17 protein-coding genes and 2 tRNA genes are annotated in these 21,859 nt (G+C 49.7%); 16 read left to right on the top strand and 3 right to left on the bottom strand.

What is annotated here, in order from left to right:
* The first annotated feature begins 14 nt into the window (after positions 1–14).
* From DWZ44_RS07910 to DWZ44_RS07890, 5 genes are all read left to right on the top strand, one after another.
* Positions 15–1,268 carry an SPFH domain-containing protein gene (locus DWZ44_RS07910; RefSeq protein WP_022461321.1) on the top strand — a complete coding sequence of 418 codons (1,254 nt, stop codon included), beginning with the start codon at positions 15–17 and terminating at the stop codon, positions 1,266–1,268.
* A 56-nt stretch (positions 1,269–1,324) separates the two neighbouring features.
* Positions 1,325–2,434 (top strand): TFIIB-type zinc ribbon-containing protein, encoded by a 1,110-nt coding sequence (locus tag DWZ44_RS07905; RefSeq protein WP_055218422.1) that lies wholly within the window; start codon positions 1,325–1,327, stop codon positions 2,432–2,434.
* Positions 2,431–3,276 (top strand): TPM domain-containing protein, encoded by an 846-nt coding sequence (locus DWZ44_RS07900; protein ID WP_117804610.1) that lies wholly within the window; start codon positions 2,431–2,433, stop codon positions 3,274–3,276. The genes DWZ44_RS07905 and DWZ44_RS07900 overlap by 4 nt, the downstream gene beginning before the upstream one ends.
* A 106-nt stretch (positions 3,277–3,382) precedes the next feature.
* Entirely contained in the window at positions 3,383–3,829 is a 447-nt protein-coding gene (locus tag DWZ44_RS07895; RefSeq protein WP_022461318.1) for an ACT domain-containing protein, read from the top strand.
* Positions 3,830–3,859: 30 nt separating this feature from the next.
* Entirely contained in the window at positions 3,860–5,077 is a 1,218-nt protein-coding gene (locus DWZ44_RS07890; RefSeq protein ID WP_022461317.1) for a homoserine dehydrogenase, read from the top strand.
* A gap of 89 nt (positions 5,078–5,166) precedes the next feature.
* Here the strand turns inward: DWZ44_RS07890 and DWZ44_RS07885 are convergent, their stop codons facing one another.
* Together DWZ44_RS07885 and DWZ44_RS07880 are read right to left on the bottom strand one after the other, a co-directional pair.
* Positions 5,167–5,985: a DUF975 family protein gene (locus DWZ44_RS07885; RefSeq protein ID WP_117804609.1), complete on the bottom strand. Its 819-nt coding sequence runs from the start codon at positions 5,983–5,985 to the stop codon at positions 5,167–5,169.
* 19 nt (positions 5,986–6,004) lie between these two features.
* On the bottom strand, positions 6,005–6,484 hold the full coding sequence (locus tag DWZ44_RS07880) for a hypothetical protein (protein WP_117804608.1): 480 nt from the start codon (positions 6,482–6,484) through the stop codon (positions 6,005–6,007).
* 209 nt (positions 6,485–6,693) lie between these two features.
* Here DWZ44_RS07880 and DWZ44_RS07875 point away from each other — a divergent pair, with 209 nt between their 5' ends.
* The 4 genes from DWZ44_RS07875 (at position 6,694) to DWZ44_RS07860 (ending at position 11,717) form a co-directional block, all read left to right on the top strand.
* On the top strand, positions 6,694–8,838 hold the full coding sequence (locus DWZ44_RS07875; protein ID WP_117804607.1) for a Tex family protein: 2,145 nt from the start codon (positions 6,694–6,696) through the stop codon (positions 8,836–8,838).
* 66 nt (positions 8,839–8,904) lie between these two features.
* Positions 8,905–9,669 (top strand): YlmH family RNA-binding protein, encoded by a 765-nt coding sequence (locus DWZ44_RS07870; protein WP_117804606.1) that lies wholly within the window; start codon positions 8,905–8,907, stop codon positions 9,667–9,669.
* 164 nt (positions 9,670–9,833) lie between these two features.
* Entirely contained in the window at positions 9,834–10,919 is a 1,086-nt protein-coding gene (gene trpS, locus DWZ44_RS07865) for a tryptophan--tRNA ligase (RefSeq protein WP_022461312.1), read from the top strand.
* Between the two features lie 102 nt (positions 10,920–11,021).
* The gene (locus DWZ44_RS07860) at positions 11,022–11,717 is read left to right on the top strand and encodes an anaerobic ribonucleoside-triphosphate reductase activating protein (protein ID WP_117804605.1); all 696 of its coding nucleotides are present in this window, start codon (positions 11,022–11,024) and stop codon (positions 11,715–11,717) included.
* Positions 11,718–11,725: 8 nt separating this feature from the next.
* On the opposite strand, the gene DWZ44_RS07855 is transcribed toward DWZ44_RS07860, so the two are convergent.
* Entirely contained in the window at positions 11,726–13,015 is a 1,290-nt protein-coding gene (locus DWZ44_RS07855; protein WP_147342468.1) for a DUF6128 domain-containing protein, read from the bottom strand.
* Between DWZ44_RS07855 and tadA the strand changes: the two genes are divergently transcribed.
* From tadA to DWZ44_RS07815, 7 genes are all read left to right on the top strand, one after another.
* Positions 13,015–13,563 (top strand): tRNA adenosine(34) deaminase TadA, encoded by a 549-nt coding sequence (gene tadA, locus DWZ44_RS07850; protein WP_117804603.1) that lies wholly within the window; start codon positions 13,015–13,017, stop codon positions 13,561–13,563. The genes DWZ44_RS07855 and tadA overlap by 1 nt on opposite strands.
* A 179-nt stretch (positions 13,564–13,742) precedes the next feature.
* A tRNA-Ser gene (locus DWZ44_RS07845) sits at positions 13,743–13,828 on the top strand.
* Positions 13,829–14,000: 172 nt separating this feature from the next.
* Positions 14,001–15,434 (top strand): RsmF rRNA methyltransferase first C-terminal domain-containing protein, encoded by a 1,434-nt coding sequence (locus tag DWZ44_RS07840; RefSeq protein WP_117509592.1) that lies wholly within the window; start codon positions 14,001–14,003, stop codon positions 15,432–15,434.
* A 190-nt stretch (positions 15,435–15,624) separates the two neighbouring features.
* Complete coding sequence (locus tag DWZ44_RS07835) at positions 15,625–16,911, top strand: PcsB-like coiled-coil domain-containing protein (RefSeq protein WP_117509591.1); 1,287 nt, start codon at positions 15,625–15,627, stop codon at positions 16,909–16,911.
* A 236-nt stretch (positions 16,912–17,147) separates the two neighbouring features.
* A tRNA-Pro gene (locus tag DWZ44_RS07830) sits at positions 17,148–17,221 on the top strand.
* 99 nt (positions 17,222–17,320) lie between these two features.
* A complete protein-coding gene (locus DWZ44_RS07825; protein ID WP_242857168.1) occupies positions 17,321–18,106 on the top strand; it encodes a Cof-type HAD-IIB family hydrolase in 786 nt (261 codons plus the stop codon).
* Between the two features lie 510 nt (positions 18,107–18,616).
* Positions 18,617–21,823 carry a response regulator gene (locus DWZ44_RS07815; RefSeq protein WP_117509590.1) on the top strand — a complete coding sequence of 1,069 codons (3,207 nt, stop codon included), beginning with the start codon at positions 18,617–18,619 and terminating at the stop codon, positions 21,821–21,823.
* Positions 21,824–21,859: the final 36 nt, after the last annotated feature.

Here is a 21,859-nt window from a genome sequence, read left to right as displayed (position 1 = left end):
CAGGAGGTAAAAGTATGGGTATTATCAGAGCAGCAGTCAATGCAGTACACGGCAGTTTCGCCGATCAGTGGCTGGAGACCGTGGAACCGTATGAGATGGGGGAACATACGGTATTTACAGAGGGAATTCTGGTAAGAAAAGGCCAGAATAAAAAGGGAAGCCAGACGATTTCAAACGGTTCTGTGATCCATGTCTATGACAATCAGTTTATGATGCTGGTGGACGGCGGAAAGATCATTGATTACACCGCAGAGCCGGGCTACTTTACCGTAGACCAGTCATCGTCTCCGTCGATGTTCAGCGGATCGCTTGACGCAGCCGTAAAAGATACGTTTGAGCGCCTGAAATTCGGCGGCCAGACCCCGCATGAGCAGAGAGTTTTCTATATTAATCTGCAGGAAATCAAGGGAATCAAATTCGGAACGAGAAATCCGGTCAACTATTTCGACCAGTTCTACAATGCCGAGCTGTTCCTTCGGGCACACGGTTCCTATTCCATCCGCATCATCGATCCGCTCCGCTTCTACGCAGAGGCTGTGCCGAGAAACGCATCCCGCGTAGAGATCGAGGATATCAACGAGCAGTATATGAACGAATTTTTAGAGGGCCTGCAGTCCTCGATCAATCAGATGGCAGCCGACGGCATCCGCATTTCGTTCGCAGCATCCAAGAGCGCCGAGCTGTCCCGCTACATGGCAGATGCGATGGATGAGAGCTGGCGGGCAATGCGCGGCATGGAGATCCAGTCCGTGGCAATCGCAAGCCTTTCCTACGATGAAGCTTCCCAGAAACTGATCCAGATGCGCAACGAAGGTGCGATGATGTCTGATCCATCGATCCGTGAGGGCTATGTACAGGGAGCGATGGCACGCAGTATGGAGAAAGCAGCAGCCAACCCAAACGGAGCCATGAACGGCTTTATGGGTGTTCAGATGGGCATGAATGCCTTCGGTTCCTCGTTTGCATCGGCGTCCGCTTCGAATCAGCAGCAGATGCAGCAGCAGGCGGCAGCCAAGGCACAGCAGGAAGCTGCAAAAGGCGTATGGAAATGCTCCTGCGGAACGGAGAACACCGGCAATTTCTGCTCAAACTGCGGAAGTGCAAAGCCGATGGTGTGGATCTGCGGCAAGTGTGGAACCGAGAACAGCGGTAAATTCTGTTCGAACTGTGGCAGCCCGAAACCGGAAGCGGCAGGAAAATGGGTCTGCGCATGCGGAACGGAGAATACCGGCAAGTTCTGCTCGAACTGCGGAAAACCAAGACAGTAAAAGAAAACAGATAACCATCCAATACAACAGCGGCTCCGGGGAAGGAGGGATAGAATATGGAGGTTATTACATACAAATGCCCGAACTGCGGAGGCGATCTGACCTTCGATCCGGCAAGCGGAAAGTATAAATGCGAGTACTGCCTGTCCTCGTTTACACAGGAAGAAGCCGAAAAGGCGAACCCGAAAGCAGCGGAAGCGCTGAACGGGGAGGACGATGCTGCCGGTGCACAGGAAGCATCCGATGCACAGAAGGAAAGCAGTACGGAGGAAACAAAAGGGGAAACAGAGCAGGGCGAAGCAGTTGTCTACACCTGCCCGAACTGCGGCGCCGAGATTGTGACCGATGCGACGACGGCAGCGACATACTGTTTCTACTGCCACAATCCGGTGGTGCTTTCAGGCCGGCTTTCGGGAGAATATATGCCGGATTTTGTGCTGCCGTTCAAAATCAGCAAGGAGCAGGCAATCGAGAAATTTTTGTCATTTACCCGGAAGAAACACTTTATTCCGAAGGACTTTTTCGAAAAGAGTCAGGTACAGAAGATGACAGGTGTCTATTTCCCGTACTGGATTTACGGCGGAGACTTTGAGACGGATTACATAGCGCGCGGCCGGAAGGTGAGAGTCTGGCAGACCGGTGATGTGGAGTACACAGAGACCAGCATCTACGATGTCCGCCGGGAGGGAGAGGTCCGTGTGGACGGTCTGTCGCGTAACGCTCTGAACAAGGCAGACCGCGATCTGATCGAATGCGTACAGCCATACCGTCTGGAGGAGATGCAGCCGTTTTCCATGGGGTACCTTTCCGGCTTTCAGGCGGAAAAGCGTGATATCGAACAGCAGCAGATCGCACCGGAACTGAAAAAAGAACTGGAGACGATGGCACGCGGCGCCATGCGGAATGAGGCGAACGAATATATCTCCCTCGAGCAGGAAAAAATGAACCTTTCCCCGAAGCAGGAGAACTGGCGTTACGTCCTGTTTCCCGTCTGGACGCTGACGTATCCGGGAAAGGACGGGAAGGTTTACTACTATGCGATGAACGGCCAGACCGGAACGATCAACGGCGATTTTCCCTATGAGCGGAAGAGAGCCCTTCTGACGTCGGCTGTGAGTGCTCTTCTGGTCCTGATTGTGATGCTGATAGGAGGGTATTTCGCATGAGAAGAATGAAAAAAGCAGGACAATATCTGCTCGGAATTTTTGCGGCCCTTCTGCTGTGCGGAGTTTTTTCTGTGAATATTGTAAAAGCCGAATCCCAGTATGTCTACGACAATGCATCACTTTTTTCCGATGAGGAGGAGCAGGACCTCGAGAGATCCTGTACAGAGTTCGAGCGCAATACAAAGCTCCATATGGTCATCCTGACCGAGCGCAGCAGTGGTTCCGAGGACTGTCAGGCGATTGCAGATGATTTTTATGACAAAAAGTATCCGAAAGAGCCAAACGGTGTCTGCTTCCTCATCGATATGGGACAGCGCCAGATTGTGATTTCGACATCTGGTATTATGCAGTATTACATGTCCGATGCGGAAATTGATGATATCCTGCAGGCGGCGCAGGGCTACGCGAAAGACGGCGACTATGCGGGAACCTTTGCAAAAATGATTACGATGACGCAGGAATGCTTCGACCGAGGCGTTTCCGATGCGGACTATCTGATTACAGAAGACGGTTCCATTATTCATTACCGCAAAATCAACAGCACGGAAGCTCTTATTTCTGTTATCGCAGCGGCTGCGACAGGAATTCTTGTTTATTTTGGAATCTGGAAGAGCTACAGACGAAAGAAAAACCGTGGTGCAAAGAGCTATGCGGATCTGAAACGCGTAAACATCAGAGACCGCAGGGATGCGCTGATCGACCGTCATGTATCGATGCACAAAATCCAGAAGGATGATGGAAACCACGGCGGAGGCGTTTCTGGCGGCGGAGGTGGCGGCGGAAGCACCGTTCACACTTCGTCGAGCGGAAACAGTCACGGCGGCGGAAGCATTGGCTTCTGAAAACCGATTCGAAAAAATTCCTTGCGTATTGTGTCGGAATATGATACGATCTTTCCTGTGAAAACAAATGTATTTCCTGGAAAGAGTATAAAGGTAGAGGATTGCCATGAGAGAAGAGAAAACAAAGTACTATGTAATCAAAGAAAAAGCGGTTCCCGAGGTCCTTTTGAAGGTCATCGAGGCCAAACGGTTGATGGATATGCAGGAGCTTACCGTGCAGCAGGCAACGGAAAAAGCGGGAATCAGCAGAAGCTCTTTCTATAAATACAAAGATGATATTCTTCCTTTTCATGACAATGCAAAAGGAAAAACGATTACGTTTATTCTGCAGATGGACGATGAGCCGGGACTGCTTTCCGATGTGCTGAAGATTATCGCCGAGTTTCACGGAAACATTCTGACCATTCATCAGACGATTCCGTTAAACGGCGTGGCGTCACTGACGATCAGCGTGGATATCGCGGAAGACCGGGGAGACGCCTCGGAGATGATCAACGAGATTGAGTCCAGACAGGGAGTTCATTATTTTAAAATCTTAGGACAGGAGTCCTGAAAAAGAAAAAGCAAGAGAGGGACAAAAGAGATGATTCAGATTGCAGTATTAGGATATGGCACCGTTGGTTCCGGCGTGGTAGAAGTCATCAACACGAACCATGACAGCATCAACAAGAGAGCAGAGAACGAGATTAATATCAAATACGTTCTGGATTTAAGAGATTTCCCGGGAGATCCAGTGGAAAAAGTGCTGGTACATGATTACGAAGTGATCGCAAACGATCCGGAGGTTGATATTGTTGTCGAGGTCATGGGCGGCGTTGAGCCGGCTTACACCTTCACAAAACGTGCGCTGGAGGCTGGAAAGAGCGTCTGCACATCCAACAAAGAGCTGGTGGCAAGACACGGTACCGAGCTTCTTGCAATTGCAAAAGAGCACGGCGCAAACTATCTGTTTGAGGCAAGCTGCGGCGGCGGTATCCCGATCATCCGTCCGTTAAACTCCTCCCTGACTGCAGATGAGATCGATGAAGTAACTGGTATCTTAAATGGTACCACGAACTATATCTTAAGCAAAATGGCAAGCGACGGTTCCGATTTCGCGGATGTATTAAAAGAGGCACAGCGCCTCGGCTACGCAGAGCGCAACCCGGAAGCAGATGTAGAAGGCTACGATGCGTGCCGTAAAATTGCGATTCTTTCTTCTCTTGCTTATGGAAAAGAAGTCAATTACGAAGAGGTTTACACCGAGGGAATCACAAAGATCACCGCAGAGGATATCAAATATGCGACTTCGATGGGAACCGCAATCAAACTGCTCGCAACAAGCCGCAAGGTGGGTGATCAGTATTACGCCATGGTAAGCCCGGTGATGATTGACGCGAAAAACCCGCTGTACAGCGTAAACGGTGTCTTCAACGCCATCTTCATCCACGGAAATGTACTGGGTGATGCGATGTTCTACGGAAGCGGAGCAGGAAAGCTTCCGACCGCAAGTGCCGTTGTAGCCGATGTCGTAGACTGCGCAAAGAACAAAGGCAGAAACATCATGATGAGCTGGAGCGAGGAAAAACTGGACCTGCTGCAGATCGATGATGTAAAGAGCCGCTTCTTCGTCCGCGTGTCCGGCCACGCCGCAGAGCGCCAGAGTGAGATCGAGGAGCTGTTCGGAAAAGTAGAAATCGTAGCAGTTCCAAGTCTGTCCGAGGAGTTCGCATTCATCACAGGCGAAATCACAGAGCAGGAGTACAGAGAAAAAGCAGAGAAACTCGACGGAATCCAGAGCAGAATCCGCGCGAGAATTTAAGATCTCGAAATAGACATAACTAAAAAGACGTTTCACAGCCGTAAAGCAAGGGGTGTGAAACGTCTTTTTAATTATCTTAAGATTTATTTTTAAAGATCTGTGCCGGATCCAAAGGAATCCGTATCATATCCCACCGGTTCCGATGCCGGATACAGGATATCTTTCCGTTCCTGATAGAACGCAGCCATCGTGATCTGCATATACGGCATCACCCATAAGAAGCCGATGGCACAGGAACAGGATGCGAGAATCTCAAGCCCTAAGAAACTTAAGAGAAGCAGAATGTAGCGGAAAAAGTTCTTTTTCATCATCGCAAAGCTCTGACGGATCGCCTGGATCGGGCCGATGCCGGGAGCGTCGTTCATCACGAAGGTGGAAAGGGAAAACGGAACCAGCACCAGCGTGGAAACGAGAGAGCCGATCAGCTTATAAACGTAAACATTCATGAGCGAAGAAAGCTCGGCTTCGATGGAAAGTGCTGTTCCAAGCGTCAGTTCCGCACTCGGGGAGGAAAGATACTGGAAGCCTGGAATGCTGGAAATCAGGGCGATCACGGAGCTGATGCCGTTGATGATAAGGAACATCAGCACGTACTGGTCCGGGTGATGATAGAAAGCGTAGAGCATATCACCGACGGAAATCGGTTCCCCGCGCAGCGTCGAGAGGCAGATTTTTAAGTAGCCTGCCTGGAAGAGGCTGAGGAGCAGGGAAAACAGGAACAGCGTCAGATTCAGAAAAATGATATCGTACAGCGTTGTGCCTGAAAAAATCAGCGTCGGGATGAGGGAGCAGGAGAAGGTGAGAAACAGGTTGATCGCGGTTGCGCCCACCAGCGTGCCGCATCGGCCTGCCATGGCCTCACGGGCCTGCTTTTTCAGTTCTGAAAATTTCTGTTTTTGTCCGTTCATGAAAAATCCTTTCTGGTACTTAGATGGTATTTCCGTCGGTGGTTGTTCCGTTATCCGGTGTCATCTGGTATTCCTGCATGTACTGATTGTAATACCGCTCGAGCAGGTTGGTGCTGCCGCCGCTGACCATGTTGAAAAGCAGGAAAGCATACATGATGCAGATACCGACAATTATGCCGATGGTACAGCCCGCAAGACCGGCTTTTGCCGTGCCGCTCATGCGTCCTGCGCCGCGGCTTAAAAGGGCGAAGATCACGCCGAGCGAGCCGAAAAACAGGGACCCCATGTTGAGCATGAACAAAAAGGAGCAGATCGCCATGACCATCGAAGCGGCCGCAAGGGCCTGCGAACCCGTCCTGCGCGGCGGCTGTACGGGAGGCTGCTGCTGGTAATGCTGATACGGTCCGGGACGCTGGCCCTCAGGCACGCCGTACGGATGGGAGGACTGATAGGAATCTCCGGACTCATTGGTGTTTGGATTGTAATTTTCTGGTGTCATAAAATGTCCTTTCTTCTGCAAAAAAGCGCGGTTTCACACGCAGTCTGTCAAAAAAGCTATAGTAAAGATTTTATCATGTAAGGTTGACAAAAACAAGACCTATTGATAAGGTAATAGAGTGGCTGTTCCGCCAAGGGTCCCGCTTTTTATGCGGGAAAAACAGAGAAGGAACAGCGTGTTTTGGAAGAGACAACAGGAGGAATTTACCTATGGATATGAATCAGGTATTGGCAGCCGAGCTGAACGTGAAACCGTGGCAGGTAGAAGCTGCAGTGAAACTGATTGACGAGGGAAACACGATCCCTTTTATTTCACGATATCGAAAAGAAGCAACAGGTTCCTTAAACGATGAGGTACTGCGAAATCTGTATGACCGTCTGATGTACCTGCGCAGTTTAAATGACCGCAAGGCCGTTGTCCTTGCGAGCATCGAGGAGCAGGGCAAGCTGACCGCAGAACTGAAAAAATCCATCGAAGAGGCCGCAACTCTCGTGGTCGTAGAGGATTTATACCGCCCGTACCGTCCGAAACGCCGGACGCGTGCGACGATCGCAAAAGAAAAAGGACTGGAGCCGCTGGCGAATATCATTCTTCTGCAGATGACAAAAGAGCCGCTCGAAAAAGAGGCAGAGGCTTTTGTTTCAGAAGAAAAGGAAGTCAAAACGGCAAAAGACGCCATTGCTGGTGCCTGCGACATCATCGCCGAGAGCATTTCCGATGAGGCCGATTACCGTATGGAGATCCGCCGCAGAACCGAGGCGAAGGGCCTGATCGTCTCGACAGCAAAGGATGAGAAAGCAGAGTCCGTTTACGAGAATTACTATGAGTTTTCCGAGCCGGTATCAAAAATTGCCGGACACCGTGTGCTGGCACTGAACCGCGGTGAGAAAGAAAAATTCCTGAACGTCAAAATTGAGGCGCCGACGGAAGAAATCCTGCGTTATCTCGAGAAAAAAATCATCACCAAAGAGAATCCGCAGACAAAGCCGGTTCTGCAGGCGACCATCGAGGATGCCTACAACCGTCTGATCGCTCCGGCCATCGAGCGTGAGGTCAGAAATCAGCTCACCGAAAAGGCAGAGGATGGTGCGATCAAGGTCTTTGGAAAGAACCTTGAGCAGCTTCTGATGCAGCCGCCGATCGCAGGCCAGGTTGTCCTTGGATGGGACCCGGCGTTCCGTACGGGATGCAAGCTGGCCGTTGTCGATGCGACCGGAAAAGTGCTCGACACCACCGTGGTTTACCCGACCGCGCCGACGAACGAGAAGAAGATTGCAGCAGCAAAAGCGACCGTAAAAGATCTGATCCACAAATACGGCGTCACCCTGATTTCTGTCGGAAACGGAACTGCAAGCCGTGAGTCCGAGCAGATCATCGTCGAGATCTTAAAAGAGATCCCGGAGAAGGTTGCGTATGTGATCACCAACGAGGCGGGAGCGTCCGTTTACTCCGCAAGCAAGCTGGCAACCGAGGAATTTCCAAACTTTGATGTCGGACAGCGAAGCGCCGCTTCCATCGCACGCCGTGTGCAGGATCCGCTGGCAGAGCTTGTCAAAATCGATCCGAAATCCATCGGTGTCGGCCAGTATCAGCACGATATGAACCAGAAGAAGCTCGGCGAGGCGCTCGGCGGTGTCGTTGAGGATTGCGTGAATAAAGTCGGTGTCGATCTGAATACGGCATCCGCGTCGCTGCTGGAATACATTTCCGGTGTCAGCAAGGTGATAGCAAAAAACATCGTATCATACCGCGAGGAGAACGGCCGTTTCGAGAGCAGAAAAGAGCTCCTGAAAGTGGCAAAACTCGGACCGAAGGCGTTTGAGCAGTGCGCGGGCTTTATGCGCATCACCGGCGGCAAAAATCCGCTGGACGGCACAAGCGTTCATCCGGAGAGCTACGAGGCAGTCGAGAAGCTGTTTGCAAAGTTAAATATGAAGACAGAGCAGATCAGCGAGGGACCGACGGCGTTCTTCATCAAAGATTACAAAAAGATGGCAGAGGAGATCGGTGTCGGCGAGATTACGCTGCGCGATATCATCAAAGAGCTGCAGAAGCCTGGCCGTGACCCGCGTGACGAGATGCCGCGCCCGATCCTGCGCACCGACGTGCTCGATATGAAGGACCTGAAGGTCGGCATGATCTTAAAGGGAACCGTGCGCAACGTCATTGACTTCGGTGCATTCGTCGATATCGGCGTGCATCAGGACGGACTCGTCCACATTTCCCAGATGACGAAACGCTTCATCAAGCATCCGCTGGAGGCTGTGAGCGTCGGCGATATCGTGGAAGTGAAGGTCATCAGCCTTGATCTGGCGAAGAAGCGGATCGGGCTGTCGATGATGCTGGATAAATAAAGTGTGATACGTGGGCTGCCCGAAAGAAAACAGGGGCAGCCCGCGGTGTATCAAAGGGGGATTACCATGAATGAGGAAGAAGTGCTGGTCGGACGGATTCAGGATCTGGCAGAGCAGTGTTATCACAGGGATGTTCCGTCGCACACGGAGTTTCTGACGCTGGCGGAGCAGGATCTGTTCTACCGTACGGTAAATAAAATTCCGGGCGTGCGTTACGTGCTGTCCGGCGGATACGAGGCGGCAGAGCGGAAAGCGGCGCTGTTTCTGCCATCCTATGCAGAGGACGGTGATGCGTTGATGCTTCCGATTGCAGTCGTGCGCATCAGCCCGCTGAATGAAAAATTTGCGGATGCGCTGTCACACCGTGATTTCTTAGGATCACTGATGAATCTCGGTGTGGAGCGGTATAAGCTGGGAGACATTCTGATTGATGGAAACCAGGCGTATCTGATCTGTATGGCGGATATGGCGGACTACATCTGTGCGGAGCTGAAAAAAGTGCGCCATACGAGCGTGTACTGTGAAGTCGAGGCGGGACTGCCGGAGGAGCTGACGGAGCCGAAAACCGAGCGGAAAGAAGGCTCCGTCGCTTCCGTGCGGCTCGATGCGGTGCTGTCGCTGGCGTTCAGCAGTTCGCGGAGCAAAATGGTGCCGCTGATCGAGGGCGGCCAGGTGTTTATCAACGGAAAGCTGGTGACGTCGCCGAGCGCGTCATTAAAAGAGGACGATCTCGTGACCGTGCGCCATATGGGAAAATTCCGCTATGTTGGCGTGCAGAATCAGACGAAAAAGGGAAGGCTGTACGTGGCTGTTGAACGATTTGTCTCATAATAGATATTTTGAGGGATTTTACAGGAAAAGACCATTGACAGTGTTTGTAAAAAGACGGTATTATAGAGGGTATGTAGAAGGTCCGCAGTTATGAGAATTTTCATGAAATTTTTCATACAGAAGCGGACTGCGAAGATTACGTATCAGGAAGGCAGGAAGAAAAAATGGGAAAAATTATACTGACCGGCGACCGACCGACCGGCAAGCTGCATGTAGGACATTACGTTGGTTCACTGCGCCGCCGCGTGGAGCTGCAGAACTCCGGTGAATTCGATAAAATTTACATCATGATTGCAGACGCACAGGCGCTGACCGACAATGCGGACAACCCGGAGAAGGTGCGCCAGAACATTCTGGAGGTAGCACTGGATTACCTTTCCTGCGGACTTGATCCGGAAAAGAGCACCATCTTTATCCAGTCTCAGATTCCGGAACTGTGCGAGCTTTCTTTCTATTATATGAATCTCGTTACGGTTTCCAGACTGCAGAGAAACCCAACCGTAAAATCGGAGATCCAGATGAGAAACTTTGAGGCGAGCATCCCGGTTGGATTCTTCACCTACCCGATCAGCCAGGCAGCCGATATCACTGCATTCAAGGCAACGACCGTTCCGGTTGGAGAGGATCAGATGCCGATGATCGAGCAGACACAGGAGATCGTCCACAAATTCAATACAGTTTATGGCGAAGCACTTGTGCAGCCGAAGATTATGCTGCCGGAGAATGATTCCTGCAGACGTCTGCCGGGTATCGACGGAAAAGCGAAGATGAGTAAATCGCTTGGAAACTGCATTTACCTGTCCGAGGAGCCGGATGAGATCAAGAAAAAAGTCATGAGCATGTACACCGACCCGGATCACATCAAGATCACCGATCCGGGCAAGATCGAGGGAAATACCGTATTTACTTATCTCGATGCATTCTGCCAGCCGGAGCACTTCGAGCGCTATCTGCCGGATTACGCAAATCTCGACGAGTTGAAAGCACATTACCAGAGAGGCGGCCTTGGCGATGTCAAAGTGAAGAAGTTCCTGAACAATGTACTGCAGGAGACCTTAGAGCCGATCCGCAACCGCAGAAAAGAACTGGAAAAAGACATTCCGGCGATCTATGAGATGCTGAAAAAAGGCAGCGAAGAGGCAGAAAAAGTTGCCGCTCAGACACTGGCGGATGTCAAAGCAGCCATGAAAATCAACTATTTTGATGATCTGGACCTGATCCGTTCCCAGGCAGAGCGTTACGGCAAATAATTACCAATAGAAGATGAATGGAAAAAGCGGACATTATGGTTCCGCTTTTTCTGTTGCAGGGCGGACGAAAGTTCGAAGTCCTGCGGTCGGAGAGGATAGCATATGGTCATACATGGATTTCAAAAGCTGACGCTGCTGGATTACCCGGGCAAGGTGGCGTGCACATTGTTTTCGGGCGGATGTAATTTCCGCTGCCCGTTCTGCCAGAACGGAAATCTCGTGCAGCATCCCGAATGGGAGCCGGTGATTCCGGAGGAGGAGATTTTTGCAGTGCTCGAAAAGCGGCGCGGCGTGCTGGACGGCGTCTGCGTGACGGGCGGTGAGCCGACGCTGGATCCGGATCTGGAGCGGTTCGTGACGAAAATTAAGGAACTGGGATATCTTGTGAAGCTCGATACGAATGGATACCGGCCGGAGATTTTGAAAAAGCTGGTGGAAGAGAAGAAAATCGACTACGTCGCCATGGACATCAAAAACGCGCCGTCCCGGTACGGCGAGACGGCGGGCGTGAAAAAGATCGATGTGATGCGGATCAATGAGTCGGTCGAGTTTTTAAAGAGCGGCGTGGTGGACTATGAGTTCCGGACAACGCTCTGCCAAGAGCTGCATGGAAGGGAAGAGATCGAAGCGATCGGAAAGTGGCTTTCCGGGGCAAAACGGTACTTCCTGCAGAATTACCGGAAATCGGATTATGTGATTGATCCGAGGTTCTCGGGGTATGCGAGGGAGCAGCTCGAGCGGTTCTGCGAGATCCTGCGCGGAAAGATTGAGACGGTGGAGATCCGCGGCGTGGATTAAAAAACGCTTTAAAGCGTGCGGTACCAGTAGCCGAAGCGGGCATCGGGCGCGAGCTCGGAGGGGCGCATCGCCTGCTTGAAGTGGAAAAAGCCGAAGAGGCTTGCCATGAACTGCTCATTCGGCGTGTAGACGCCGGGGACGCCGAAATACCAGAGTTCCTGCTGGTCGCGGTTCCGGGCGAGGAGCAGATGGCGATAGGACGAGGAGCCATGGAGGACGAAGCGGTTCGCATCCACCGAAAGACCGACGGCGCGGAGCTGTGGAAGATCGTCGAGTGAGAGGCGCAGGCAGTCGGTCAGATCATCATCTGGGAACGGGTGGAACTCCGGGAACTGGTCCTGAAGCTGGAGATAGAGAGCAGCGCGGGACGGCGGCACGGCTGCTGCGGCGGGAAAATCGGCGGAAGTCATATGTAGCGGCTGGGCGGCAGAATCCGGGATGGGCTGCGGCGGTTCCGGGTTGGCAGAGGGATAGCTTTCTGCGGTTTTCACAGATTCCGCGGATGCGGGATGGAGTGTGTTGGCGGATGATTGCGTGATCCGGTCTGCAGGAACGGTGTTTACCGTGTCAGTTGATGTGGATTCTGTGGAGACGGTGGATTCCGGGCTGGAATTTTGTGGATAAAGTTCGGAATTGCTGCTGAATTCTGTGGAAAGTTCATCGAACTGTGCTTTGGAAGCGTCTGATGATGGCAGGGACTGCGCAGGTACGGCGGGATCCAGAGGTTCGGGTGTTTCGGCAGTTTTCTCTTCGGTCGGTCTGGTACCATTGTCTGCGGATGTTTTGGGCTCCTGCGGGAGCGTGGGAGCGAAAAACTCCGGCTGAATCGGAAGATCGTCCCACTGGGTGGCGATGACGCCGGTCTGGCGGCAGAGCAGGATCAGACCGCCAAGCTCGTCGAGCGTGACATCCGTCTGCCCAATGGCATCGGAGTGCGTGAAGAGTTTTCCACTCGTAGAAGAGCGCCCCGCAAGGAGATTTCCGAGCGGAATGCCGTACATCCGCCCTGACCGGCGGATAAAACCGTAGACTGTGACCGAGGTCTCCGGCGGAAGAGACGGCGATTTGATCTGGAAGTCCATGCGGCAGAAGCCGTTCTGCGACTCCACGCGGACAAAGCCGCAGCATCCGCCCTTGCGGTTGTTCGGGTATTCGTATAGATAGGCAATGAAACGCCGGTAATCAGACATAAAAACCTCCTGCATAGAAGTAAAAAGAGTAGAAAAAGATACTGCGCTACAGTTCACGATATGCGGGAAGGACAGAAAATATACGCAGAGAAGAAAGGAAGTGCACAATGGAAGAAGAAACAAAGCTGGAAACGCCGGAGGAAAAAGCGCACCGGAAAGAACGGGAACGCTTCATGCGCCAGGCGATTACGCAGGCGAAGAAAGCAGAAAAGCTGATGGAAGTTCCGATCGGCTGTGTGATTGTGTACGAGGGAAAGGTGATTGCGCGGGGCTATAACCGCAGAAATACGGATAAAAACACGCTGTCCCACGCGGAACTGAATGCGATCCGGAAAGCAAGCAAAAAGCTCGGCGACTGGCGGCTGGAGGGCTGTACATTGTATGTCACCCTGGAACCGTGCCAGATGTGCGCCGGTGCGATCGTACAGGCGAGAGTCAGCGAAGTCATCATCGGCAGCATGAACCCGAAGGCGGGCTGCGCGGGATCGATCTTAAATATGCTGGAAATGCACGAGTTTAACCATCAGGTGAAGGTCGAGCGCGGCGTGCTGAAAGAAGAGTGCTCGGAGATGCTGAGTGCGTTTTTCCGGAGACTGCGGGTGGTGAAAAAGAAGAAAAAAGAAGAGAGGAAGAGGGCGGAAGAAGGGAAAGAATAAAAGAAGAGGCAGCATCGGGATGGGATGCTGCCTGAGGAAGATTATTTGTTTGAGTAAGTTGCACTTTCGAATATTTCCGTAAAAAATACAATCCCCGCATTTCCAGCAGAAACCATCGAAAAAATCATTGACGAATCCCGAAAAAAGCACTATAATATATGATGTATTTGACAAAATACGGAGAAGTACCCAAGAGGCTGAAGGGTCTGGCTTCGAACACCAGTAGGTCGGAAACGGCGCAAGGGTTCAAATCCCTTCTTCTCCGCTATGCAAAAAAGAGACAGCAAAAAGATTGAAAAATCGAAAAAGCTGTCTCTTTTTCTGTGAGAAATTATGAAATAGATGCAAAACAAAAGAAACAAAGACAGAAAAAGCATCGCCAGTTCACGAAAAGGGACCGATGCACAACAAAGCAAAATAAAAAGGAGAGACAATACATGGCGCAGTTACCACAGGAATTTCTGACCCGCATGCAGGACATGCTGGGCGATGAATTTGATGCATTTTTAACTTCCTACGACGCACCCCGCACAGCCGGGCTGCGTGTGAATACAAAAAAATGCCGGACCGAAGATTTCCCGCCGCTTGTTCCGGGAACGTGGAAGAAAATTCCGTGGATTCCAAACGGCTATTTCGTGCCGGACGGCATGCGCATGGGCCAGTCTCCGCTGTATGCGGCAGGCGTCTTCTATCTGCAGGAGCCAAGCGCCATGACCCCGGCGTCCCGCCTCCCGATCGAACCGGGTGAGCGTGTGCTCGATCTCTGCGCCGCACCGGGCGGCAAGGCAACCGAGCTGAATGCGCGCCTGAAAGGAACCGGCCTTCTTGTCGCCAATGACATCAGCAACGCCCGCGCCAAAGCACTGCTGCGCAATCTGGAGCTGTTCGGAAGTGAAAACGTGCTTGTCACCAATGAGACACCGGCAGGCCTTGCAGACGTCTTCCCGGGCTTCTTCGATAAAATCCTCGTGGATGCACCGTGCTCCGGCGAGGGCATGTTCCGGAAAGATGAGGCAGTCATCGGCACCTGGACCCCGGAGCGGCCGGATTTCTTTGCGGATCTGCAGCGCGAGATCACCTCGAATGCTGTCAAAATGCTGCGTCCGGGCGGCCTCATGATGTATTCGACGTGTACCTTCGCCCCGCAGGAGGACGAGGGAACCGTTTCTTTCCTTCTGGAAAACTTCCCGGAAATGGAACTGATCGAGATGGAAGGCTACGAAGGTTTTTCAAAAGGCAATCCAGTCTGGGGAAACGGCGATCCGGAGATTGAAAAGACCGTGCGCATCTGGCCGCATAAAATGAACGGCGAGGGCCATTACCTTGCCCTGTTCCGCAAAAAAGGCGAAGCCATTCCTTATGAGACAGAAGAAAAACCGATCGAAAAGAAAAACAAAAAACAGAAAAACCGGAAAAAAGACCGTGGAACGGAAGCACCGGGTCCGTCGAAAGCAGAAAAACAGATCCTTTCCGATTTCCTGTCCCGGATGACAGCACCGATCCCGGTGGAGGAACTGGAAGTCCGCGCCGGAAAAGTATACCATTCCCCGTCCCTGCCGGATGGCGTGCGGAATCTTCATTTCCTGCGGAACGGTCTGTATCTCGGTGAACTGAAAAAAGACCGTTTCGAGCCGTCACAGCCGTTTGCCGTGACACTCTCCGCGGACAAGTTCAAAGATTACATGAATTTAAAGGCAGATGACGAGCGTACCGAAAAATATCTTCACGGTGAGACAATTTCCGTAGAGCCGGGAGAGACCGCATCGCCGTCAGGCTGGAAGCTGGTCTGCGTCGATGGATTCGGCCTTGGATGGGGCAAACTGGTCAATGGAACCTTGAAAAATAAGTACCCTGTTGGATGGAGAAAGTAGAAAAATCATGCCAGTTTTTGCAGGAAAAACGTCGAAATATTACAAAGTTATTAACAGAAATTAAAAAAGACTTTCATTTCAGACATACTTGTGTTATAATGGCAAAGTACGGCGGGAAAAAAGGCCCATTTTCCGCAGTAACTTGGAGTGACAATCAGCAACAGAACGTAATAAGTATGAGGTGTACGACATGAAAAAAAAGAAATTATTCAGCCTGGTTTTGGCCACAGTGCTTACGGCAGCAACCGTTCTGCCATGCTATGGTGCCAGTACAAAGGAGAAAATTTCAAATGCTCAGGCAGAACAGGCTGCCGCACAGTCTCAGCTTGACAGCATACAGAGCAGGATTGACGAACTCAATTCCAAAAAGGGACAATCAGAAGAATATCTTTCCGAACTGAACCAGCAGCTGGACGATCTGCAGAACCGTCTGCAGGAGCTTCAGGATCAGTATGATGCGAAGCAGAACGAACTGGTACAGATTCAGGCAGATCTGGAAGATGCAAAAGCAAAAGAAGAAGAGCAGTACGAGGCGATGAAGCTCCGTATCCAGTATATGTATGAAAATTCCTCCGGAAACGGATACATGGCAATGCTCTTTTCTTCCAAAAGCATTTCAGAGCTGATCAGCCGGGCAGAATACATACAGAAAATTTCCGATTTCGACCGCGATCTTATGCAGGAGTATGAGGACACGGTAGACCAGGTAAAAGAAAAAGAAACACAGGTGCAGGAAGAGCAGGCAGCGATCGTAGAACTGCAGCAGCAGAGCAGCGATCAGCAGGAAGCCATTCAGGAGCTGTACGCAGCAGCTTATCAGGAACTCCGTACCTACTCCGCAGAGCTGGACGATGCAAAATCCAGCGAGAGTGCACTGGTAGATGAAATCAACAGCAAAGCAGATGCAATCAACGACCTGATCCGTCAGGCGAAAGAAGAGGAGATTGCAGCGCAGAAGAAAGCAGAAGAGGAAGCAGCCGCCGCACAGCAGGCTGCCGCAGAAGCTGAGGCAGAGGCCGCCAGAAAACAGGCAGCCGAGGCCGCAAGAGTCGCAGCCGCAGAAGCAGCAAATGCCGCAGCGAAAGCAGATACCGATACAAGCAGCAGCTCCGGAAGCAGTTCTTCGGACAGCAGCGCATCCTCCACGACAACGGGGAGTCCATCCGCGTCAGATACTTCCAGCAGCTCCTCCAGCGGAACATACCTTGGAAGATTTAAACTGACAGGCTATTGCTCCTGTTCCATCTGTACCGGACAGTGGTCCGGCGGATCCACCGCGAGCGGAACCACACCGACCGCAGGAAGAACGATCGCCATGGGCGGTGTACCATTCGGAACGAAACTGATGATCAACGGCCAGGTTTACACGGTAGAAGACCGCGGAACCGCTTACGGCCACGTAGACATCTTCTGCAGCAGCCATTCCGAGGCGCTGAGCTTCGGCGTGCAGTATGCAGATGTATATCAGCTGAGCTGAGAAACAAAGATAAGAGATATGCCGGAACAGAACTTCCGGCATATCTCTTTTTTTGACTTTCTCAGAAACTGTCATTCTAAAAGAACACCAAAAAGGCCGCAAACCCGTGTGAAATGTACCTTTTGAAGCAATAATAAAAAAAATTAAAAAAATTTCAAAAAAGGTGTTGACATTCCTATAGACATCATATATAATAGCTATTGTTGACGGACGAGAGTTCAGAAAACAAATAAAATCGAAGCGTGGCTCAGTTTGGTAGAGCGCTGCGTTCGGGACGCAGAGGTCGTGGGTTCGAATCCCGTCGCTTCGACTGGAATGAAAATGCCGAAAGCCTTGACAATCAAGAGCTTCGGCATTTTTTCGTATGTCAGAAAGAGAACAGGAAACAGTACACGAGGAGGAAATTTTTGTGAAAGCATTATTTTTTGATATTGATGGAACGTTACTGAGTGAGATTACAAAAGAAATTCCGCAGAGCGCGCTCGATGCATTGAAAAAGACAGCGGAAAAAGGAAATCTTACGTTTATTAATACCGGCCGCACCTGGTCGGAGCTGCCCGAGGAGCTGAAAAAGCTTCCGTTTTCCGGATTTCTGTGCGGCTGCGGGACCTATCTGCGCCGGGACGGCGAAATCCTGATGCATCAGACGATTCCGAAAAAGCGCTGTGAGGAAATCCCGGTTATTTTAAAGGAGTGCAGGATCGGCATGATTCTGGAGGGAACGGATAATGTTTATTTTTCGTCGGAGGTATCCCGTTTTCGGGAGGTCGAGCAGACCCGTGCCTATTTCGCTGCTGTCGGAATCGGACTCGCGGAGACAGCGGAGACAAAAGGAATCATTTACGATAAATTTTGTATCGTAACCGATGCACAGTCTGATATAGAACGTATGTACCGTGAATTTGAGCAGGAGTTTGATATCATGGATCGCCGCGGCGGTGTATACGAAATCGTTCCGCACGGCTGCAGCAAAGGAACAGCTGTGGACTATGCGCTGAAACAGTTTCAGCTGGAGAAAGAAGATGCATACGTATTTGGCGACAGCAGCAACGACCTTACCATGTTCCGGTGCGGCGCACACACCATTGCGCTTGGAAAACATGATGAGATTCTGGATCCGTACACAGAGTACGTAACCGATACCGTCGAGCGGGACGGCGTGGCAAAGGCGATGGAGCATTACGGATTGATCTGACAGAAAAAAAGAAAGCGAAGGGGCGCATTTGAAAAGAAATTTTCAGGTGCGCCCCTTTGGTTGCAATTTTCTGAAAAAGGAAACAAGAAAAGCAGCGTCTGAAAAGGTATGTGCATTGCAAAGTAAAAAATTTCATGGTAATATAAAAATGAGTTTTTATGTATATTTGTAATGATACCAGGAGGTGAGCGTTCAGAAGTTCCATGGAAACAGAAAAAAATCAGATAAATAAAAAAAGCCTCAGATACCGTTTTACAGCAGGAACGATCGGAGTAAGTGTCTGGCAGCAGGAATGAATGCTCACTTGGCAAAGCCTATAAAAATTGAAAACATAAAGAGAATTTTGTGTGAATATTGTGTGTAGTGGCTGCAACTTCTCAAATCCGTATACCTGTTTTTCACGTTTTGTAGGATATTATAACGTAAATGTAAAACTGGCAGGGACAGGTTCTCTGTATACAGATAAAAGCAGGATAATGAAGCATAAAACAGAGAGAGGATTTTTATAAAATGGAAAAGTATGAAGACAAAATATATTCTTTAGGTGAGGCTGTAACGGGACAGACACAGGCTATGTCACAGGCCGTACAGAAAACACTGGAAAATAACGGCGGGGTAGGTATAATGACAGGATCTTATGACCAAAACCTGTCTATTTTGTCTGTGAATAATCTGCTGTTGCATAGTACAGGATATACATTCGATACTTTCATGGAACAGACAAAAGGCTCATTGAGAAACTTCTTTTATGACGAGGAAGATAGACTGGAGCGAGACCGTTTTTTGCAGCTTCACGGAACAGGGGAAGCACAGATCCTTACAGCAGACGGTACAGTGAAAAATGTACGGCTTTGTAAAGAGGATGCGACAGATGAGGCGGGCAGACAGATCTGGGTTATGTCCGTACAAGTCAACTGGGATCATGTAAATTTGACACTGCTCAATGAGGCTATCTGTTCCGGCTTCTGGTATTTTGACTGTGACGAAAACAGTGAGATTGTGAATGCAAACTGGAGTCATGAATTCCGAAAAATGCTTGGCTATCATGACACTCTGGACTTTCCGAATAAACTGGAATCCTGGTCAGATCTTCTGCATCCACAGGATAAAGAAAGAGTAATGGTGCAGCTTCAGGCGGCAATTAAGGATAAGACGAACCAGATAAAATACCAGGTAGAGTATCGTATGAGAATGAAGGATAATCAATACCAGTGGTTTCGGGCATCGGCAGAAGTAATACGCCGTCTGGATGGTTCTGCCAGCAGGATTGCCGGGATTTTTATTAATATTGATGCGGAAAAAAAAGAGGCCATGCAGGCACAAAAATCTGCTGCTTTCCACCGGGCTTTTACGAAAGCAGACCTGTGTGAGTATTATGTAAATCTGGAAGCGAATACTTTTGATACCTTTAAGGTTGAACCGTCCCTGATGACAGTCTTTGAACAGAGTCATACATGGGATGAACTGATCCGTCATTTTGTGGATTCCTATGTTGTGGAGACAGATAAGAAGGCGGTATCCTCTTTTTACGACCGTGGTTATATTGCAGAAAGGCTGAAGGGTCTGGAAACCGAATTGGCTTTAGAGTGCCGTATCACTCTGAATGGAGAAGAACGATGGGTCCGCAATGTGGTCATACGTGGCGAAATAGAGGATTCAGAATATGCCATGATCTTTCTGCGTGATATCACAGAGACAAAGGTAGAGAGCGCACGGCATCTGCAGATGGCGGCGGATAATGCTTCCATGGAGCAGATAATTCAGAGTATTGTGCGTCTGGTTGACCGCTTTGTTGTCTGTGATCTGGAAAATGACAGATATGAATTCTATAACCTGAATGGACAGATGATATATAAACCTCTGGGATTCTATCATGATTTTCAGATGCAGGTTCTTGAAAAATATAAGACACTGGAACCATTGGAAACTATGGACATCCTGATCGCACCGGAAAATATCCGGAAGAATCTGAAAAGTGAAAATGATATTTATAAGTTTGAGTATTGCAGCCTGGATGAAAAGACTTATAAAATCGCTTCTTATATTCCTTTGGAATGGAAGAATGGAAAGCTGGAAAAGGTATTGCTGGCATCCATGGATGTGACACAGGAGAAGAAAGCAGAGATTGAATCCCGTCAGGCACTGAAAGAGGCTTACCGGTCTGCAGAAAATGCAAACCGTGCGAAAACAGAATTCCTTTCCAATATGTCCCACGATATCCGGACACCGATGAATGCCATTGTCGGCCTGACAGCAATTGCAGGAGCAAATATTGAGAGCCAGGACAGAGTCATTGAATGTCTCAGCAAAATTACAAAATCAAGCCGTCATCTGCTGGGGCTGATTAATGAAGTGCTGGATATGGCACGTATTGAAAGTGGAAAAATGACGCTGGCACAGGAGGATTTCAATCTGCCAGATCTGGTGGATAATCTTATAACACTCACAAAACCGGTGATTGATGAACATAAACACAATTTAGATATACACATTAATCACATTGAACATGAGAGTGTCTGTGGTGACAGCCTGAGAATCCAGCAGGTATTTGTGAATCTGATGAGTAATGCGGTCAAGTATACACCGGATGGCGGGAATATTACTTTTTCCATAGAGGAAAAGCCAAATGGATTTTCGGAACTTGGATGCTATGAATTTACGATTGAGGATAATGGGATCGGTATGTCACCGGAATTCCAGAAAATCATGTTTGATCCTTTCAGCCGCGCAGATGACCATCGGACAACCAGAGTCCAGGGAACAGGTCTGGGAATGGCAATCAGCAGAAATATTGTGAACCTGATGAATGGTAATATTAAAGTGGAAAGCACCTTACATAAGGGAACTAAAATTACAGTAACAATTTATCTGGAACTTCAGGAAAAAGAAAAAGAACAGGACAGAAATCTGATGAATCTACCTGTTCTGGTTGTGGATGATGATAAGACATGTTGTGAAAGTACAGTTGCCACATTGAAGGAGATTGGGATTACAGGCGAATGGGTTCTCTCCGGCAGAGAAGCCGTTGAGCGCTGTTATGCACATCATGAGCTAAAAAATGATTACTTTGCTGTTATTTTAGATTGGAAAATGCCGGATATGGACGGAATTGAAACAGCCAGACAGATCCGGAAACGGATAGGGAAAGAGATTACCATTATTGTACTGACATCTTATGAATTCAGCGAGATCGAAGAAGAAGCAAAGGCTGCAGGCGTAGATGCTTTTATTGCAAAACCGCTGTTCCGTTCCCGTTTGGCGGCTACATTGCGGCAGTTTACTTCTGGCAGAAAAGAAAAAACAGCAAGAAATTATCTGGATGAGCTGTCTGAAGCAGATTACACAGGAAAAAGAATTCTGCTGGTCGAGGATAATGAGTTAAACAGAGAAATTGCTGTTGAAATTCTGCAGATGACAGGGGCGGAAGTGGAAACGGCAGAAAATGGAAAAATTGCAGTTGAAAAAGTAGAAGCTTCACCGAAAGGCTTGTATGACCTTATTTTTATGGATATCCAAATGCCTGTCATGAATGGTTATGAGGCAACCGCAGCAATCAGGAGCCTTCCGGGTGAACAGGGAAAACTACCGATTGTTGCCATGACAGCAAATGCTTTTGCAGAAGATGTACAGCTGGCAAAAAATACAGGCATGAATGGACATATCGCGAAACCGCTGGATATGAATAAGCTGAATGATGTTCTGGAAAACTGGCTGTAATTGTTTCCCAATTATTGAATTAATGATTTTATCAGG

The sequence above is a fragment of the Blautia sp. AF32-4BH genome (assembly GCF_003460565.1).
In the GTDB taxonomy this organism is placed as follows: domain Bacteria; phylum Bacillota; class Clostridia; order Lachnospirales; family Lachnospiraceae; genus Fusicatenibacter; species Fusicatenibacter saccharivorans.
This window is presented reverse-complemented; position numbering and strand designations above follow the sequence as displayed.

What these genes read in the sequence shown, in the direction of transcription:
- DWZ44_RS07875 (WP_117804607.1), top strand. Translation starts at nt 6,694, where the DNA reads ATGGATATGAATCAGGTATTGGCAGCCGAGCTGAACGTGAAACCGTGG.
- DWZ44_RS07860 (WP_117804605.1), top strand. Translation starts at nt 11,022, where the DNA reads ATGGTCATACATGGATTTCAAAAGCTGACGCTGCTGGATTACCCGGGC.
- DWZ44_RS07835 (WP_117509591.1), top strand. Translation starts at nt 15,625, where the DNA reads ATGAAAAAAAAGAAATTATTCAGCCTGGTTTTGGCCACAGTGCTTACG.
- DWZ44_RS07910 (WP_022461321.1), top strand. Translation starts at nt 15, where the DNA reads ATGGGTATTATCAGAGCAGCAGTCAATGCAGTACACGGCAGTTTCGCC.
- DWZ44_RS07890 (WP_022461317.1), top strand. Translation starts at nt 3,860, where the DNA reads ATGATTCAGATTGCAGTATTAGGATATGGCACCGTTGGTTCCGGCGTG.
- DWZ44_RS07885 (WP_117804609.1), bottom strand. Translation starts at nt 5,985, where the DNA reads ATGAACGGACAAAAACAGAAATTTTCAGAACTGAAAAAGCAGGCCCGT.
- DWZ44_RS07900 (WP_117804610.1), top strand. Translation starts at nt 2,431, where the DNA reads ATGAGAAGAATGAAAAAAGCAGGACAATATCTGCTCGGAATTTTTGCG.
- DWZ44_RS07880 (WP_117804608.1), bottom strand. Translation starts at nt 6,484, where the DNA reads ATGACACCAGAAAATTACAATCCAAACACCAATGAGTCCGGAGATTCC.
- trpS (WP_022461312.1), top strand. Translation starts at nt 9,834, where the DNA reads ATGGGAAAAATTATACTGACCGGCGACCGACCGACCGGCAAGCTGCAT.
- DWZ44_RS07840 (WP_117509592.1), top strand. Translation starts at nt 14,001, where the DNA reads ATGGCGCAGTTACCACAGGAATTTCTGACCCGCATGCAGGACATGCTG.
- DWZ44_RS07895 (WP_022461318.1), top strand. Translation starts at nt 3,383, where the DNA reads ATGAGAGAAGAGAAAACAAAGTACTATGTAATCAAAGAAAAAGCGGTT.
- DWZ44_RS07815 (WP_117509590.1), top strand. Translation starts at nt 18,617, where the DNA reads ATGGAAAAGTATGAAGACAAAATATATTCTTTAGGTGAGGCTGTAACG.
- tadA (WP_117804603.1), top strand. Translation starts at nt 13,015, where the DNA reads ATGGAAGAAGAAACAAAGCTGGAAACGCCGGAGGAAAAAGCGCACCGG.
- DWZ44_RS07870 (WP_117804606.1), top strand. Translation starts at nt 8,905, where the DNA reads ATGAATGAGGAAGAAGTGCTGGTCGGACGGATTCAGGATCTGGCAGAG.
- DWZ44_RS07905 (WP_055218422.1), top strand. Translation starts at nt 1,325, where the DNA reads ATGGAGGTTATTACATACAAATGCCCGAACTGCGGAGGCGATCTGACC.